Annotated in this window: 12 protein-coding genes; 2 read left to right on the top strand and 10 right to left on the bottom strand. The window is 56.5% G+C overall.

Annotated elements, in window-relative coordinates:
• Positions 1 to 85: 85 nt before the first annotated feature.
• The 5 genes from H6B30_RS04520 to H6B30_RS04500 form a co-directional block, all read right to left on the bottom strand.
• Positions 86 to 988: a fimbrillin family protein gene (locus tag H6B30_RS04520; RefSeq protein ID WP_205108355.1), complete on the bottom strand. Its 903-nt coding sequence runs from the start codon at positions 986 to 988 to the stop codon at positions 86 to 88.
• Positions 989 to 1,096: 108 nt separating this feature from the next.
• Positions 1,097 to 4,678 carry a leucine-rich repeat protein gene (locus tag H6B30_RS04515; RefSeq protein WP_205108353.1) on the bottom strand — a complete coding sequence of 1,194 codons (3,582 nt, stop codon included), beginning with the start codon at positions 4,676 to 4,678 and terminating at the stop codon, positions 1,097 to 1,099.
• Positions 4,679 to 4,799: 121 nt separating this feature from the next.
• Positions 4,800 to 5,732 carry a fimbrillin family protein gene (locus tag H6B30_RS04510; RefSeq protein WP_205108351.1) on the bottom strand — a complete coding sequence of 311 codons (933 nt, stop codon included), beginning with the start codon at positions 5,730 to 5,732 and terminating at the stop codon, positions 4,800 to 4,802.
• 305 nt (positions 5,733 to 6,037) lie between these two features.
• Positions 6,038 to 7,375 (bottom strand): acetylxylan esterase, encoded by a 1,338-nt coding sequence (locus H6B30_RS04505; protein ID WP_205108349.1) that lies wholly within the window; start codon positions 7,373 to 7,375, stop codon positions 6,038 to 6,040.
• Positions 7,376 to 7,485: 110 nt separating this feature from the next.
• The gene (locus H6B30_RS04500) at positions 7,486 to 8,229 is read right to left on the bottom strand and encodes a hypothetical protein (protein ID WP_205108347.1); all 744 of its coding nucleotides are present in this window, start codon (positions 8,227 to 8,229) and stop codon (positions 7,486 to 7,488) included.
• 111 nt (positions 8,230 to 8,340) lie between these two features.
• Between H6B30_RS04500 and H6B30_RS04495 the strand changes: the two genes are divergently transcribed.
• Both H6B30_RS04495 and H6B30_RS04490 read left to right on the top strand, forming a co-directional pair.
• On the top strand, positions 8,341 to 8,691 hold the full coding sequence (locus H6B30_RS04495; RefSeq protein ID WP_205108345.1) for a hypothetical protein: 351 nt from the start codon (positions 8,341 to 8,343) through the stop codon (positions 8,689 to 8,691).
• A 28-nt stretch (positions 8,692 to 8,719) separates the two neighbouring features.
• The gene (locus tag H6B30_RS04490; protein ID WP_205108343.1) at positions 8,720 to 9,145 is read left to right on the top strand and encodes a Fur family transcriptional regulator; all 426 of its coding nucleotides are present in this window, start codon (positions 8,720 to 8,722) and stop codon (positions 9,143 to 9,145) included.
• A gap of 103 nt (positions 9,146 to 9,248) precedes the next feature.
• Here H6B30_RS04490 and H6B30_RS04485 read toward each other — a convergent pair whose 3' ends face one another.
• The 5 genes from H6B30_RS04485 to H6B30_RS04465 all read right to left on the bottom strand — a co-directional run bounded on the left by H6B30_RS04485 (position 9,249) and on the right by H6B30_RS04465 (position 16,495).
• Complete coding sequence (locus H6B30_RS04485) at positions 9,249 to 10,562, bottom strand: pectinesterase family protein (RefSeq protein ID WP_239483582.1); 1,314 nt, start codon at positions 10,560 to 10,562, stop codon at positions 9,249 to 9,251.
• Between the two features lie 726 nt (positions 10,563 to 11,288).
• Positions 11,289 to 12,335, bottom strand: coding sequence for a tRNA epoxyqueuosine(34) reductase QueG (gene queG, locus H6B30_RS04480; RefSeq protein WP_205108341.1), 1,047 nt, complete (start codon positions 12,333 to 12,335; stop codon positions 11,289 to 11,291).
• Positions 12,313 to 12,924 (bottom strand): polysaccharide deacetylase family protein, encoded by a 612-nt coding sequence (locus H6B30_RS04475; RefSeq protein WP_205108339.1) that lies wholly within the window; start codon positions 12,922 to 12,924, stop codon positions 12,313 to 12,315. Before H6B30_RS04475 ends, queG begins: the two co-directional genes overlap by 23 nt.
• Before the next feature lie 5 nt (positions 12,925 to 12,929).
• Positions 12,930 to 16,304, bottom strand: a complete 3,375-nt coding sequence (locus tag H6B30_RS04470; RefSeq protein ID WP_205108337.1) for a glycosyltransferase family 117 protein — start codon at positions 16,302 to 16,304, stop codon at positions 12,930 to 12,932.
• The gene (locus H6B30_RS04465) at positions 16,301 to 16,495 is read right to left on the bottom strand and encodes a hypothetical protein (protein WP_205108335.1); all 195 of its coding nucleotides are present in this window, start codon (positions 16,493 to 16,495) and stop codon (positions 16,301 to 16,303) included. Before H6B30_RS04465 ends, H6B30_RS04470 begins: the two co-directional genes overlap by 4 nt.
• Between the last annotated feature and the right edge of the window lie 79 nt (positions 16,496 to 16,574).

Below are 16,574 nucleotides of genomic sequence, written 5' to 3'. Positions count from 1 at the left end.
CCATGGCAGGCCGCTCACACGCGGCCTGCCATCACTCATGTCATTTACTCAGATTCGTAATCTGTCATTATTCATCGGTTAATAGTCATTGCCAATCTTGTATCTCGCCTCCAACCTCTATCTTCACCTTGTCCGGGTTGTCGGATATGACCAGGTTGACAAGGTGCTCGGTGCCGGGCTTGAACTGGAACTTGCTCTCGAAGATGTAAGACACGCCTTTCATTATCACCTCTATGAGCGGAGTGCGGTTGTCGATGCGCTGTGGCACGATGATGGCCGAATAGGTGTAGGCACCCTGTTGCTTGGCGGTGATGGTGGCGCGCTTGCCGTATACATCGCGGGTGGCCACCCCCACGCCCAGGTCGATGGTGGCCGTTGGCACGGTGTTGTGCACGTATACCTTGGCATCGGTGGGCATCTCGCCCTCAAAGTCTTCGCCTTTTATGAGCCTGACGGTTATCTTGCTCATGATGTGGCGGAACGTGAGCCTTATCGGCGAGGCCGATGCGCTCACGCCAGAAGTGCGTGCATAGAGCAGGTCGCTGGCCTCGTAGCCGTCCATCCCGTCGGTTTCCATGGCGCCCTGGTTGCGGCTCACGCTGAAGGGCATGTTGTCGATGGAGCTCACCGGCGTGGTGTACGGATAGTAGGCGTAGGCGTTGTAGGTGCCGTCATCCCAGTAGAGAGAGCGCCGTGGCGTCCATGTGCCGGCGGCGAGCGTCAGCGGTTCGTTGTTCACGAGGTTGCCGCCTATCTCCAGCGGGGCGTCGGCAGCAGCCACAAACAGCCCTATGGTGTCGCCCGTCTCAAACCCCGCGTCGGTGGCCCGCGTCTTGTCAGCCGGATGGGCCACGCTGAACGTCATCGGGGTGTGCTTGGCGTCGGCAGGGCTGGCGGGCCCTGTTCCGGCGTTGTCGTCTTGTGAGCAAGCCATTGGCACGGCCATTGCCAGTGCCAGGCTTGCGCAGATAAATGTATGTCGTTTCATCTTCCTATCGGTTTTAGTGCCCCTGCGGCAGTGCCCCCTGACGGGGCGCTGCACGTTGGGCGGGGCGGTTGGTTGTTGTCTTTATTTCGTTTCATGTCGCTTGGGGTGTCACTTCAGCGGGCTGCCTTTGTGTATCCTGGGCGGCATCTGGAAGCTGCGTACAGTGCTCGAGGGCACGTCGGCACTGCGGGTCACGTTGCCTGCGTCGCGCTTGTCGTTGGCCACAAACTCCTCAAACGAGTAAGTCTCGCCGGCATAACGCTTGATGCGCTTCACTATGCTCTCGCGGCTGATGGTGCTGTAGTACGGTATGTCGTTGTTCATGCATGAGTTTTGCTCCGAGCGGAACACTCCGCGGTTGTGCATGAAGCCGCCCTCGAAGATGTCGACAATGTCGCTGTAGCGGTCGTCGAAGATGAGGTGGCTCCATGGCACCTCGTGCATCTTGCCCGTGAGCGACAGGTTGTCGTACCAGCCGAGGCCCTTGGCCCAGTTGAACTCGCTAACGTGGCCGCAGCAGGTGCATTGGCAGAAGTCGATGAACTCGTTGTGGTAGATGTACTCGTCGCCCAGCTTGGCGAAGCCGTGGCCGCCGGCCTCATGCTGTATCACGCCGCGCGAGTCGAGCGGATAGCCGTAGGTGCTCTGCGGACAGAAGGCTATGGCCGAGCCGTCTTCCCACATCTGGCAGATGCCGCCGTAGTCGGTGCTGTTTGGCACTATGATTATGAGCGTCTGGTTGAGGTTCTCCTTTGTCACCGTGGGGGCGTTGAGCGCATACTTGAATATCTCGTCGTAGTCGGCCCTGAGGCCCACTCCGCCCGTGAAGGTGGTGTTGAAGCGGTTGTAGCGTATGGTGTTGATTGTTCCTACGCCCGTTTCCGTGGAGAGCGGGAATGCGGTGTAGACGTTGAAATAGTCGCGGTAGGTGGTGTAAGGCTCTATGCCGAAGAAGTATTCCACCTCTTGCTTGATGTTGGCAAGGTAGTCGCCGTCGGATATGTTCTTGCCGTCGTAGCCGTCGCCGAGTATCACTATGTTTATGCCGCCGTTGTTGCCGCGCTTGGCTTTCTGCAGCGTGAGCCACTCGTCTTCGCCATACTGGTAGTCATACTGCGTCACGGTGCACTTGTGGGTGTAGTCTTTGCCCTTCAGACGGAACACAATCTCGCCTGTGCGGTCGGCCGAACCCTTGGCCATGGCCTTTATGGTCAGCGTCACCTCGGCCTTGTTTCCGCCGCTTGTCTGCGACAGTTCGCACCAGTCGGGCTTGCTCGCTACCTCCCATTCTCCCTCGGCATCCACCACAAGCGTCTGCTTATGCTCTGTGTTAAGGGCACAGGCCACCGACGGGCGGCACACCAGTTCGTGGTGGGCGGCAATGCGCTTGAAGTCTTTCCAGCCCGTTGCTACTTGGTATTGGGCAATGGACGATTCAGGCACTTCGAGCGTGAAGTTGTCCTTGGCCACGCCGTTGAATGCGCCTTCCTGTACATTTGCGGGCACAGAGCCTTTGCATACGATGCTGCCTATGCCGAAACAATTGGCAAAAGCCCCACCGTTGTCGCCCCAGGTAGCTTCATAGCGTATGTTTTCGAGGCTTTCGGGGAATACCAGCCCTTCAATGCTTCGGCAGTTGGCAAAGGCTCCTGCGCCAATGGTTTGCAGCCCTTCGGGGAATTCTATTATTCCCATCATTCGCCAGTTGCCTGCAAATGCGTTGTTGCCTATGGACGCAATGTCTTTCGGGAGCTTTAGTTCGCCAGAGAAATCACACCCGTTAAATGCCCCTTCACCCAGTGTCGTCAGATTCTTGGGGAGTATCAACTCACCTTTCAGTTGCGTGTAGGCAAAGGCATTTGTTAGTATTCCCGTTATTCCATCATGTAGCTGCAGGGTGCCGTTCAGCCCGGTATTTTCAAACGCTCCCTGTGATATGAAAGTCACACCCTGTGGTATTTTCAAGTCGCCCGTCAGGTTCTTGCACCCTGCAAAAGCGGCATCGCCTATGAATTCAAGGTTTTCCGGAAGTATGAGGTTGCCGTAATAACCGGTATTGCCGGTAAAGACCTGATGTCCGATATACTTCAGTTTATTGGGCAGTTTTAGTTCACACGTGAAGTTGCATCCGTTGAATGCGCCTCCAATGTCAACCGCGCCACCTCCTCCTATATATTCGAGTGTGCTTGGCAAGGACAGAGTGCCGGTCAGAGAATTGCACCAAAGGAAAGCGCTCGGGCCAATCTCGGTCACTCCTTCTGGTATGATGATTGACCCAGTAAGGTTGACGCAGTTTCTGAAAGCGCATTCGCCTATTCCTTTCAGGGTATCGGGGAGCACGACTCGGAGAAGCGATTTCTTTTCGTTGAAAGCGCTTCCTGTTATTATATCGTCTTTTTCGTCGAAGTCATTAGCTGCATCTCCTTTTTCCCAAGGCTTGCGCCCCATAAGTCCACTCACACGAACCTCCTTCATGTTCAGCGACTGCAGGTTGTCCATTGAGTCGCGCATAAACTCAAAATCCTTCGTGTTGATGCGGCCGGTCAGCTTCAAGTTCTTCACCTGGGTGTAGTCTTTGTTGGCAGCAACGATTGAGTCTTTGAGATGGCCTGCCGTGGAGTTGATGACGATATACTCGCGGGCGTTGGCATCATGGCTCACTAAGTCGTTCTCCCATGGTGTGATGCTCTCGCTGATAAGGGTGAGGGCATACTGCCCCGACGCGGATTTCTTGTCTACGCGGATGGCAAAGTTGTTCATCTTTCCGGCCACATAGGTGAACGCCTCGTCTTTCTTGAACTTGTAGGGCACGCCCCCTATGGTGATGCTGAATAGCGTCTGGCCGCCTTGCACGGTCTGTGGCACCACTATGGCGCGCCATTCGTCGCCCCTGCGGCTGGGCATGGTTGCGGTCTGTTCAACCTTGCCTGTGGGTGTGACCTCGCCTGTCGAGAGGTTGATTGCAGCCTCGCGGATGAGGTTGGTGGCCAAGACAATCTTCTCGGTCTGCCCCCATTCGCCCGATGCGAAGCCGCTACCCTCAACGAGGGTGACGCGGGCGTTGGCCATGCGGTGCTGCATGGGCAGGCGGATTACGCTGTTTGTCGGTGCCACATCGGCTGCCTTGCCCCAAAGGAAGTCGCTGGCCTCATAGCCTCCCATGCCATTCTCGTCGGTCGTGGTGCTCTGGTCGCGCTGCACTATGAACGGATAGGCATCGATGCTTTCGGGAGAACCGAACGGATAATAGCCGTAGACATCAATGTGGGTGTGCTTGTCTTTCCAGTAAAGGTCGTAGGCCGACGACCACTTATAGGCGGCCTCGTCGAACGTGTGGCGCACGTTGTCGCCTCGGTTGCCGCTCACCTGCAGTGTGCCGGGGGTGTTTCCGTCGTAGTCAACGATATATACGCCCATCACGTCGCCGTCGCAGAAGCCGTTGTCGTTTACCCGGGTGACGGCCAGTTGGTCTATCTCGCCCGAGAGGTTTATGCGTCCTGCCGCCTCGTCGGCAGCCGTTCCGGTGAACAAGTCGTCGGAGCATGACGTAAGCAACAGTGCGAGCAAGAAGCCTGTCCCAATCAGGCCTTGGCGCAACAGGCATGCTGTCAGGCCGGCACCGGTGCCCTTCCGTGGCGGAAGGGCACTGGCTGAATGCCTTATGTCGTATGTTTTGTTAGTACTGTTCATGATGATGTTCATTTAGTTGTTACCAGAAATGATATTTCGAATGGCAGGGCCGGCAAAGCAATGCCTGCCTGCGTATGCCTTGTTGCCGCGCCTGCGGTGTACGCCGGTGGCGGCTTCGGGCCTATTCTGCAGTACCTCCGTTGTCAGTGCCGTCGTCTTCCCATTGGCCGATGCTTACGTTGATGCCGTTGCTGGTCTTGCTCAGGGTGACGGTGAACCGGTGTAGTTTGCCGCTGATGAACGTGAAAGCCTTTGGCAGGTTGAACTCCCTTCCGTCTACGGTCACCGATATGAGGTTGCCGTCGGGCACGCTTTGCGGAACGATGAGCGCCTTGTAAGTGAATTGGGCGGTCTTGAGCGGTGTGATGTTCGACGTGGCCCCGCTTGCACTCACGGTGGCCTTGGCTATGTTGACGGTGGCGTTGGTCTTCACATTGTTTATCCTTACGCTTACGTTTGCTGCCGCCAGCGACTCGGCGGTGAACCCGTTGCCCGGCACAATCTTCACTATCATCTGGCTAAGCAGGTGCTTTGCCAATATGGTGATGGCTTTGTCTGTCGGGGCAATGTCCTTTGATGAGCCGGCAAGCAGGTCGCTTGCCTTGTATGCGCCCTCTGTGCTTTGGTCTGAATTCACCTTGAACGGCATGTTCTCTACGTTAGGCAGGCTTGGTGTGTAGGGATAGTAAAGGTAGAAATCGGCGTGGGTCTTGTCGTCAAGCCAGTAGATGGGGGTTGCCGGAGTCCACGTCCCGTTGTAAGTGAACGGCATGTTGTCGACATGGTTGCCGGTAGGTTTCAGTTGCGCGGCAGAACCGTCAGACGTCCGGTTTACCACGAAGAGGCCTATCTTGTCTCCTGATTCAAAGCTGTAGTCGGTCACACGGGTGCCGTTGGGCTCCATGAGTTCGGTGCTGATGTTTATCGGTAGCTTCGTGTGAGTGGTCGGAGGGGTAGGCTCCTGGCCATCGGACACATTGTCGTCGCCTCCTGATGAGCATGCACATGCAATGGAAGAAGCTAACAATAGCTTAATAATATCTTTCGTTTTCATAATTATACCATGCTTTAATTTGTTATTGATAGAATACATTCGCTTCAGACAAGGTATTTGTTTGGAGTATTATGGCCATTGATCCGCTAACTATTGCTTGTCAAGTGCAAAGATAATGTAAATTGCAATGATTGTCAAGTCCATAATGGTTCATAATGAAAACTTTTTAAGATAATGACGCTTGTGACGAGAAATGGCTGATGGCTGGGATTATAAAAAAGCCGAAATGACCATTGTCGTTGGTTTTTGCCAATGCGTTGCTGGTCATGTTCGGCTTTGTCATGCTGTTTTAGGTATGAAAATGTTTACTGTTTGGCCTGTTGCCCCATCCATTCCATGGCCTCGTCGTTGGTTTCGGGAAACCTCCAGTGGCCGCTTGTCGGTGTGACGGCAAGTTTTTTTGGCGCCTTTATTTCGTTGAAAGTGCCGTATGTCGATGTTGGTGAGCATGTGTCATCGTTGTACCCGAAGGAGAAAAAAACCGGGCATTTGAGTTTTCGTGCGAAGTTTACCACATCATAATACTGTAGTGTTTTTTCGGCCCCATCGGCTTCTTTGCCTTTCTGGAAATACTTGGGCCAGCCTCCGGCCCGCCCGTGGCAGAATCCGGTCAGGTCGCACAGGGCGGGGTAGAACGGGGCGCAGAAAGTAACCTTTGGGTTGAGCGCTGCCGTTACGATGGTGAGGGCACCTCCCTGGCTGCCTCCGGTGACGCCGACGTTCTTGCCGTCCCACTCGGGCAGCGAGCAAAGGAAGTCGATGCACCGCGAGCATCCGGCGTACACACTGCGGTAATAGAACGACTCTTTGTCGGCAATGCCGTTGCGTTCATACTTGTCGGCCACCTTGCGTGCGGTGGCATACAGGTCGTCGCTCAGTTCGGGGTTGCACCCGCTGTGGATGCAGATGTTTAGGTAGATGTAGCCCTGTTCGCTATAGTAAGTGGTCGGTTCTATCTTCTTGGCGCCTGCGCCCGGCGGGCAGAACAATACCGGGTGCTTCTTGCCGTCTTTGGGTTTGGTAAGGTATCCGTACATGTTGCGGCCGTCGGGCCCTACGGTCAGTTTTACCAAAGCCACCTCCACGCGGTCGGTCGAGCGCCCGGGCAGCGGCGTTATCACCGGTTGCAGGTCAGCAGACTTTGCATTTTCAAGCGTCTTCTGCCAGAAACTGTCGAAGTCTTTGGGCATTACAGTGAACGGCTCTATGCTCTCGGGGCTGAACGCCACCTTGACCAAGTCTTTGTATTCACTGCCGTAAACCGAGAACCTGAGGCTGCAGGCCATGAAACCCGGTTGGCGGCGTGTGCCGACGTGTATTACGGCCTTGCCCTTGCTGAACGTCACCGAGTCTTCGGCAGAGGGCAGAAACATCTCGTCGCCGCATCGGTAGTATACCGTTACGCCTTCGAGCGCATTGCCGCCTTTGTAGGCTTCGATGGTTAGCGAGGCGTGCTCGCCGGTCTTGTAGTTTCGGTCGGGATGGCTGGCCGTTACCAAGTATTCCACGTATTGGCGCCTGGGCTTTGAGAACTGGGCAGAGGCAGCAAGCGAAAAGATGAAGAAAAAGACGAGCATAAGGCCCATCCCCAACCCTCCCCGGTGGTGGGTTGGCTGTTTGCGATAGTTGTTTATGGTAGTCATAGTCTTAATTTTTTCTGGTCTGTCAGTAAGTTTTTAGTAGCCATGCAACTACTTGTCACATATTGCCGCATGGAGTTCCCTCCCTGCTGTTGTGGTTTGGTGAGTGGCCTTCAGTTGGCCTTGTCGTCTTGCGATATGATGCCTTCGCTTTCAACCAGCTCTCCGTATGTGCGGTCCATTTCGCGGGTAAGTACGTGGAAGTTGTGTTCAGAGCGGCACGCCTTTACGAATATTGCGTCGAGGCCGTCTGTCTCGTCGATTCCTGTGAGCGACATCTGCCTGTCGTGCAGCAGCACCGTCATTGCCTCGAGCAACAGCCTGAACACCGTGGCCTGGTGTAGCGATGCCTTGCCCGTGCCGGCTTGGCGTATGCCCCTGGCGTAGGCGAGCATCACCGTGCGCACCGTCAGCGAGATGGCCGTGTCGGTGTCTACGCTGCCGGCGCCCTCGCCGCGTGTGTACAGTCGCAGGTGGTCGGCAATGGCCGGCACCCGTCCGCCCAGCAGGGCCATGAAGTTGCGCTTGTATTCGGCCACCATGGCGGCGTAGACGGCGTCTGAGCGGCAGGCCAGCTTCACCAGGTCGGTCATTGTGGCGTGGCGCATGTCGGCCTTGCGGAGCTCGCCCTCAATCTCGTCCATGGTGTAGTTGATGCAAGAGAGGGGGTAAAACAGGGTGTCGTTGAACACCTCGCCCACAGCCTCATAGTGGTTGAGCATGGCTTTTTTCACCGATAGCGGGCGGAACCTGTCGGCTTCTGTCTTTATGTGGCAGTCGACGATGCCCGACGAGAACGCTTCGAAGAAGCTGCGCACCAAGGCTGCCACCACTTTGTATTTGTCTATTTTGTCCATATTCGGTTACAAAAATAGCAAAAAATATGTAAACAAAGCCGATCGGAAGCCGTTTTATTTTGATGTTTGCGGCATCGTGGTTAATTTTGCAACATATTAGTACATTAAATTATGGAAGACAGAAGCCGTGAGCGTTTCGAGGCGCTTTGGCGCGAGCAAAGCTACCGCCTGTTGCGCGAGGATGAGGAATACAGGCAGCTGTCCGATAGTTACAAGATGACTACCGGTGCCGATTTCCTGCTGTTTGGCATTCCGCTGCTGGTCGGTGTGGTGTTCATGGACATGGCGCCGATAGAGCACGAGCTGCTGCGATGGCTGGCTTGCGCGGCCGTGGTGGTGGCGGTGTTTGTGTTGTGCGTATGGATAAAGTCGGTCACAGCGGGCGCCAAGTCGTCTGCCGAGGTAGAGAAGCGCATCAAGGACAAGTGTTACGAGCGCTTCCGCGAGACGGGCAGGCTGTGAGCCACGGCGTAAAGCATTACCAGAGAGTATGGATGTAAGTAAGATAGAAGAGATATTGCAGGGCCACGGCATAAAGCCCACGTCAAACCGCATTGTAGTGCTCCGCGAGCTGACAAGCGCCGAGAGGCCAATGTCGTTGACTGAGCTTGAGTACAAGATACTGTCTATCGACAAGTCGGGAATATTCAGGGCACTGTCTGTTTTCAAGGAGCACCATCTCGTGCACGTGCTCGAGGATGGCGGCGACGGCGTGCGCTACGAGTTCTGCCGGAGCCACAGCGACGATGCCGACGACGATTTGCACGCTCACTTCTATTGCGAACGGTGCAGGCAGACGTTCTGCCTGGAAGACATTGCCGTGCCGCAGGTGGAGCTGCCGGGTGGATATGAGGCCGTTTCGGTCAACTACATGATCAAGGGCATCTGCCCCGAGTGTGCCCGCAAGCACCGCTGACAGGCCGCTGCCAGGCTTCCGTGCCGGCATGGCGAGCCGCAGGCGAAACGGTTGCGCGCCGCACGGCACTGCCCGTTCGGCGCGCATCGTCAGGCAAGGCTGGTCATTTGCCCGGCGTGCCATACTTGTTGACGGCGCGTATGCGCAGGTTGGCAGCTCCGTCTGTCTTGCCGGTTTGCAGCTTAGTGTCGGCAGTGATGCCTATCACCCTGTCGCCCGACATCACCAGATAGCCTATGGCCCCGTCTACAGGCTGCCACGTTATGGTGCCCCCGTCGGCTTTAGCTCCTTCCGGTTCGGGCAGGCGCTCCATCATGGCCTTTGGGTTCCAGTTGTCTTTTCCGGGTATTATGTTGTCGTAGGTCATGCGGTCGGCCTCGGCTTTTGTCACCGTTGTAGGACAACTGCCCGTAGGCGGGTTGTCGCCACGCCCCTTGTATGTGCTCTTGCGCCGGCTCAGGTCGACGGGGTTGCCCTGCGCGTCGCGGCTGTCGTATTCGGCAAACAGAGCAGGTATGGCCCCCATGTCTGTCCATCCTTCGGGGGCTATGGGAATGTTCATGGTGGTGTGTATGAACACAGCCTTGGGCGAGTTGTGCCACGGCCGCCCCAGCTTGGTCTTGGCGTCGCGGCGTGCCTCGGCGTTGCCGTCCACGGTGCAGTTTCGGAATACATATCCCCACGGTGCCTTGTCGTGGCTTGGCGCCACTATCACCGAGCCGCGCCTGACGTTGTATAGGGTGCAGTTTTCGAGCAGCACGTTGCCTCCTCCATAGAAATAGTCTACGGCGCCCTCAATGTAGCAGTCCTTCACATAGTGGCGGTAGGCGTCCTCTTGTGTTGTCATCCATGTGTCTTGGAATGAGCGGAAGGCGCAGTCGAAGAAAGCGGCGCGGTCGCCGCGCGACTTCATGGCCAGTGCCTGCGGCCCTTTCTGGGCTTCTACGCCGTAGTCGTTTACGTAGGATATGCCTGTGGTGTAGAAGTCGGAAGCCTCTACTGTCACCACGCTGCCTTCAGCCTTGTATACGCTTGCCTGCGGGTTGCGCACCGAACTGGCCCAGTAGGCTGTTTCGCCGGCCGTCTTGCCGTCTTCCGGGCGCCCGCCCACGTTGAGGCTACGGTGTATTGTGGTGAGCTCTTTTCCCTGGCCTATCAGGTGGATGAACGGCTTGTTCGCAGGTATTTTCATCGAGCCTTCATACGACCCGGCTTTCACGAATATGAGCCATGGCGACGTGCGTCCGGCAGGGGCGTCGTCGATGGCCTGCTGTATGGTGGCATACTGGCCCGTTCCGTCGGTTGCCACAACGGCGTTGAACACCCCGTTGGCGCTGGCTGCGGCCAGCGTGGCGGTGTTGATCAGGGCTGCCACGGCTGCCATGGCTGCCCTTCGTGTTGATGGTGTTGTCTTCATTGATATATAATTTTAGTTAATGGTAATGTGTCTGTGGTTATGGCTGTCCATGGCTTTCGGGGCGCCATCGGCCGGTTGGCGTGTGGGCCGCCAGTTGGTTTGCGATTGCAAAGTTACCAAATATTGCCGGAATAACTGCGTCCCCGGTGGGCTTATTTGCCAAAGCCAGGCTGGCTGTGGCGTTTTTTTTGCTCATGGCTTTGGGCCGCTTGCCGTCATGCCGGCCCGGCGCGGTGCTTACGTTGCCGCCGCGAGGGGGCTTGCACCACAGTCAGCCTTTTGCCCGGCGAATGCCATCCCTTATATTTGTATAATGCTTTTCAGGCACCCTGATCGACTATCATTCCTCGTGCCGGCTGCCTTGTTTCGGCTTGGCCCTGTTGGCCTTTGACAATGGCTCAGGTCAATCTGTCTGCCAATGGCGCCTATTTGTTTTGCCACCTGGCGGCAGTTTGGGCTTTGGCGGGTGTTCGCCTGCACCACGCCATGTATGGTCAGGCTTGCCGTGGATGTGGCTTCTGTTGATGAAAATGTATGGTTTTTGTCAATGCCGTCATTGGCCTTGGCTCTCGGCCCGGGCAGCGGTGGTTTGGGCTATGTGCCGTTTTGCAGTCTGAAACGGGCCGTATTGATTGGCCAAACGTGCCGTTCCGCACGGCAGAACGGCACGTTTGGCGCCGAGTCATCGGTGGCGTAAAGATATTTTCTGCATGTCACCATGTTTTGTCACGTGCCCGTCGGGCCTTGTTCGTTGGCGCCGTGGGCTTTGGATTCGCCTTGGCCGCTGGCATCGTCCCCGCCAGCTGCAGCCTTGATGTTGCGCATCAGCCCCTCGTATTTGCAGCGTTTCACGGCGCTTCCTTTGAACAGGCGCCGGTATCTGTCGGGCGTCAGCGCGTGCCAGTCGGCTTTGCGCATTGCCATCAGCTCGTCGTCAGGCTGCAGTTCGGCGGCAGTTGCCTTTGGCGCACTTGCGTTGTGGGGGCATGCGGCCTGGCACCTGTCGCAGCCGTATATGCTGTTGCCCATGGCGGAAGCTATGCCGGGCGGTATTGGGCCCCGGTTTTCAATGGTCTGGTACGACAGGCACCGGCGGGCGTCGAGCGTGCCGTCGGGTCGCAGGGCGTGGGTGGGGCATGCCTTGGTGCATGCGTGGCACGAGCCGCAATGTCCGGCTATGGGGGCATCGGGCTGCAGGGCCAAGGTGGTGAACACCTCGCCGAGGAAGAACATGCTGCCCGCCCCGGGTATGATGAGCTGGTGGTTGCGCCCCGTCCAGCCCAGTCCGGCCTGCATGGCCCAGTAGCGTTCGAGCACGGGGGCCGTGTCGCAGCACACCCTTGTCACAGCCACGCCACCGCCGGTTGCGCCGCCCGGTTGTGGCTCGGCCATGGCCGCGGCCTGTTCCATGTGGGCGGCAAGCGCCCTGAGCCTTGCTTTCACAGCGTCGTGGTAGTCTTTGCCATAGGCGTAGGCGGCTATCTGGTATTCGTCGGCGGGCATGGTGCGCTGTGGGGCATAGGCCATGGCAACGCACACCACGCTTTTTGCCCCGGGCAACAACAGGTCGGGGTTGAGCCTTATGTCGGTGTGGCGGGCCATATATTCCATGCCGGCATGGCACCCGTTGCCAATCCATGAGCGGAAGGCCGAGGCGGTTTCGGCGTCGACAGGCGTAGCCCTGGCTATGCCGCAAGCAAAAAAGCCGAGGCTTAGCGCCTCGGCTTTGATGCTGCTGCTGAGCTGTTGTTCAGTCGAAAGTCTTGAATTCATATCCTTGTTCTTTGAGCCACTTTATGGCTTCAGGCAGTGCGTAGTGCAGCTTGTCGATGCTTCGTAGCGAGTCGTGGAACGTTATGATTGACCCGTTGCGTGTGTAACGCTTCACATTGTTGAGCACTTCTTCTGCCGTCATCCACTTTGAGTAGTCGCGGGTGACCAAGTCCCACATCACGATGCGGTAGCGGCGGCCAAGCCAGAAATACTGGTCGGGGCGCATCCAGCCGTGCGGCGGGCGGAATAGATTGGTGTGCAGGAGCTCGTCGGCCTTCTGTGCGTTGGCGTTGTATGTGGCCACCGTGTGGCGGAATCCACCCATGTGGTTGAACGTGTGGTTGCCAATCCTGTGGCCGGCAGCCACCACCTTGCGGTAAAGGTCGGGGTGCTTGCGCACGTTGTCGCCCACCATGAAGAACGTGGCGTGCACTCCGAAGTTTGCCAGAGTGTCGAGTATGAACGGTGTGGCTTCGGGAATGGGGCCGTCGTCGAAAGTCAGGTAAACCGACTTCTCATGACGGTCCATTCTCCATGTAGCCCTTGGGTACAGCCAGCGGAGCCATATTGAAGGTTGCTCTATGAACATCTCGATTATTGGCCTTGGAATGTTCCGCCCTTGCTGCGGTACATATTTACTAATCCGTCGAGTTCCTTGAGCTTCTTCTCGCTCCATTCGCGGTCGGCCGAAGCGCCGTCCATGGCTGCCTGCTGCAATATGAATATGTGGAGCATGCAGTCGCGCTGGGCGCTGGCAAACCTCATTCCGCCGAGGCTGCAATACCACTTGAGGTACTGTTCAGACTTCGTCCACAGTTTCTTGAGTATGTCCATGCCCTTGGCTTTCTGCCCGAGCTCGATGTACAGGCGTGCCTGGTCGAGCGAGCCGGAGTTGAAGTCTACTGGCACATTGTACTCGGGTATCATCTTGTCGGCATAGGCCAGCACCTCGGCAGCCTTGGTCTTGTCGCCCTCGCCCATAAGGTTCATCGCCAGCTGGACAAAGAGGCGGCGGTGGGTGTAGCACATGCGCATCACGGTCTCGTCGAGATAGAGGCCCGGCTTGTCCAGCCCGCCGTACTTGAACTTGTGCATCATGTTGTCATACGTGCGCTTCGTGTCGAAGTTCTTGGCTCCGGGAGCGTTGGTGGTGAACGGTGTGATGCGGTTGGCAAGGCCTTCCTGCACAAAGTTGTCGCCGAGGTTCATGTAGTTTTCCTGGCCCACGGTGGTGGCAACATACACGGGGCGTGTCCAGTTGCAGCGGTCAATCATCTCGAGCATCATCAGGTTGCCCTTGTAGAGGGCGTTCTTCCCCTTGAGCGAGATGACCATGCGGTCGGGTATGCTGTCGGCTGCCATCATCATGCCGCTCTTCTTCACCGCCTCCTTGTCGATTGTCATGTAGACGGTATCGGTGGGAATGACGTGCACATTGTCGCTTCCGGTGAGCAGCTTCACCACTTCGCGCTGCTCGTTGCTCATCTTGTTGCGAACCCAGTAGGTAAGTATGTTGCGCAGTTCGAACGGATTGTCGCCGAACATTTTCTTTGCTTCGTCGGGATATGTCTTGTAAAGCTCCCTGATGGAAGCCTTCAGGCTCGGGTCAACCTGCACATACTCGTTGGTGCCGCTGCAATATTCGAGTCGGCTCCAGCTTATCGGCACCGATGGGGAGTCGTAGGCCGGGCGGCGCATCTGGTCTATATACCAGTCTGTCTGCAGGTAGCTCAGGTTGCATACGCGTGCATCTGTGCGCACTCCTTCGGTGTCTTGGTTGTACCACAGCGGGAAGGTGTCGTTGTCGCCGTTGGTGAACACTATCGGGTTGCCGCTTTCCTGAAGCGACATTAGGTAGTTCTGGCCGAAGTCGCGGCAGGTGTATCGGCCGCTGCGGTCGTGGTCGTCCCATGTCTGCGATGCCATTTGTATAGGCACAAGCAGGCAAACAACGCTCACAATGGCTGCCAGCACGGTCTCGTGGCCCTTGAGCCTGCGGTTGATTTCGTCTATTATGGCTGCTACGCCCATGCCGCACCATATTGCAAACGCATAGAACGAGCCAGCGTAGGCATAGTCGCGCTCACGCGGTTGCATCGGCGTCTGGTTGAGGTATATCACGATTGCGAGGCCCGTCATGAAGAAGAGGAAGAACACAACCCAGAATTGGCGGATGCCTTTGTGCCCGCGGCGCAGTGACTGCCAGAACAGACCGATGATGCCCAGCAGCAACGGCAGGCAGTAGAACACGTTGTGCCCCTTGTTGTTCTTTAGCTCGTCGGGCAGCTTGCTCTGGTCGCCCAGGCGCCAGTTGTCAAACCACGAGAAGCCGGTAATCCAGTTGCCATGCTCCAGTTCGCCGTTGCCCTGCAGGTCGTTCTGCCTTCCGGCGAAGTTCCACATGAAGTAACGCCAGTACATGAAGTTGCATTGGTAAGACAGGAAGAAGCGTATGTTCTCCATTTGTGTGGGCACTTTGACCATGATCTCTTCTCCGCAGCGGTCGTAGGGCACGTTGGTGCCGTCGACACCACCCATCCAGCTCTCGTAGGCACCGGCGTGGGCGTCGCTGTACATCCTTGGGAACAGCATGTTCTGGGCGTATTCGTAAGAGTCCTTGGTGCGCACCACGAAGTATGAGTCTTTCTCGTCCTTCGAGGCTTTCTCCTTCCGCTGGTATACAGGGTCGCCTGTCTTCATCACCGGGCGGCAGTAGTTGCCGTCGCGCTCGAGGGCCACTTGCGATGTGTAGGCGCGCCCGTAGAACAGAGGACGGTCGCCGTACTGCTCGCGTCCGAGGTATTCGCCAAGCGTGAATATGTCTTCTGGCGAGTTCTGGTCCATCGGGGGGTTGGCCGAAGAGCGTATCACAATCACGGCGTATGATGAATAGCCTATCATGAGCATGAGCATGCAGAGCAGTGAAGTGTTCTTTATGCGCGACGAAACCAGCGGCTGTCCTTTGCGCTTCCGCTGTATGATGAACCACAGCACAACAAGTATTATCACGCCAATCACCACAGAGCTGATGCCGTGGCCGTAGAACGGGATGCCGAGCATGGCAATTGCGAGCAGGAAGGCAATGTTGCTTCGCTTCTCGTTGTGGTCGCTGTAAGTCTCATAGATGGCCCAGATGATGCATGCTATGAGCAGGAAGATGTAGATGATCTCTCCGGTGTTGAACGGGCATCCAAGCACGTTGACAAAGAAAAGCTCGAACCATCCGCCCACTTGGACGATGCCGGGAACCACTCCGTAGAGCACTGCGGCGAGGATGACTATGGACACTGCCAATGCAGCCAGTGAGCCGCGCAGGTCGGCTTTGCCCGTGCGGTTGGGGAAGCGGCGGTAATAGTATACGAGCACTATGGCCGGGACGCAGAGCAGGTTGAGCAGGTGGACACCGATGGACAGGCCTGTCATGTATGCAATGAGCACCAGCCAGCGGTCGCTGTGGGGCTCGTCGGCGTGCTCATCCCACTTGAGTATGAGCCAGAACACAACTGCGGTGAATGCCGAAGAGTAAGCGTAAACTTCGCCTTCGACGGCGCTGAACCAGAAAGTGTCGCTGAAAGTGTATATCAGGGCGCCAACCATTGCAGACGCTTCGATGGCAATCAGCTTGCCCGTGGTGAGTTCGTTGCTGCCGCCAACGAGCAGCCTGCGTGTCAGGTGTGATATGCTCCAGAACAGGAACATGATTGTTGTGGCTGACAGCAATGCGCTCATTATGTTGACCATGCGTGCAACTTGCGACGGGTCGCTGGCGAACTGAGAAAAAAGATTGGCCGTCAGCATGAAGAACGGGGCTCCGGGCGGGTGTCCTATTTCAAGTTTGTAGCCTGTTGTTATAAACTCAGGACAGTCCCAAAAACTGGCTGTCGGTTCGATGGTGGAGCAATAGACTACGGCGGCAATGGCAAACGCCAGCCATCCGAGGATGTTGTCCACAAGCCTGAATTGTTTCATTGGTTGATGTGTTGTTGTTCTAAGTTCATGTTTTTAACAGCTGCAAAGTTAGCACAAAAATGAGTAGATAGTGTGTGTTTTGTCTTTTTTAACTCATGGGTTTTCTTCCTATTGGCTTGTTGCACATTGTGGTTGGCATGCTTGCGACTAAGGGCCATAACGGCAATTGTGGCCTGTTTGTCGCTTGTCAATGGTGGCATTGTTGGGCAGTGGGGACGTGGCTGCCATGTAAAGAAAACTTTTTCGGCATGCTGCTTGTGTGCCGGTGTG

Source organism: Marseilla massiliensis (assembly GCF_016899955.1).
Taxonomy (GTDB): domain Bacteria; phylum Bacteroidota; class Bacteroidia; order Bacteroidales; family Bacteroidaceae; genus Prevotella; species Prevotella intestinigallinarum.
Note: the sequence above shows the minus strand (reverse complement) of the source record. Positions and strands in the feature narration are given on the sequence as shown.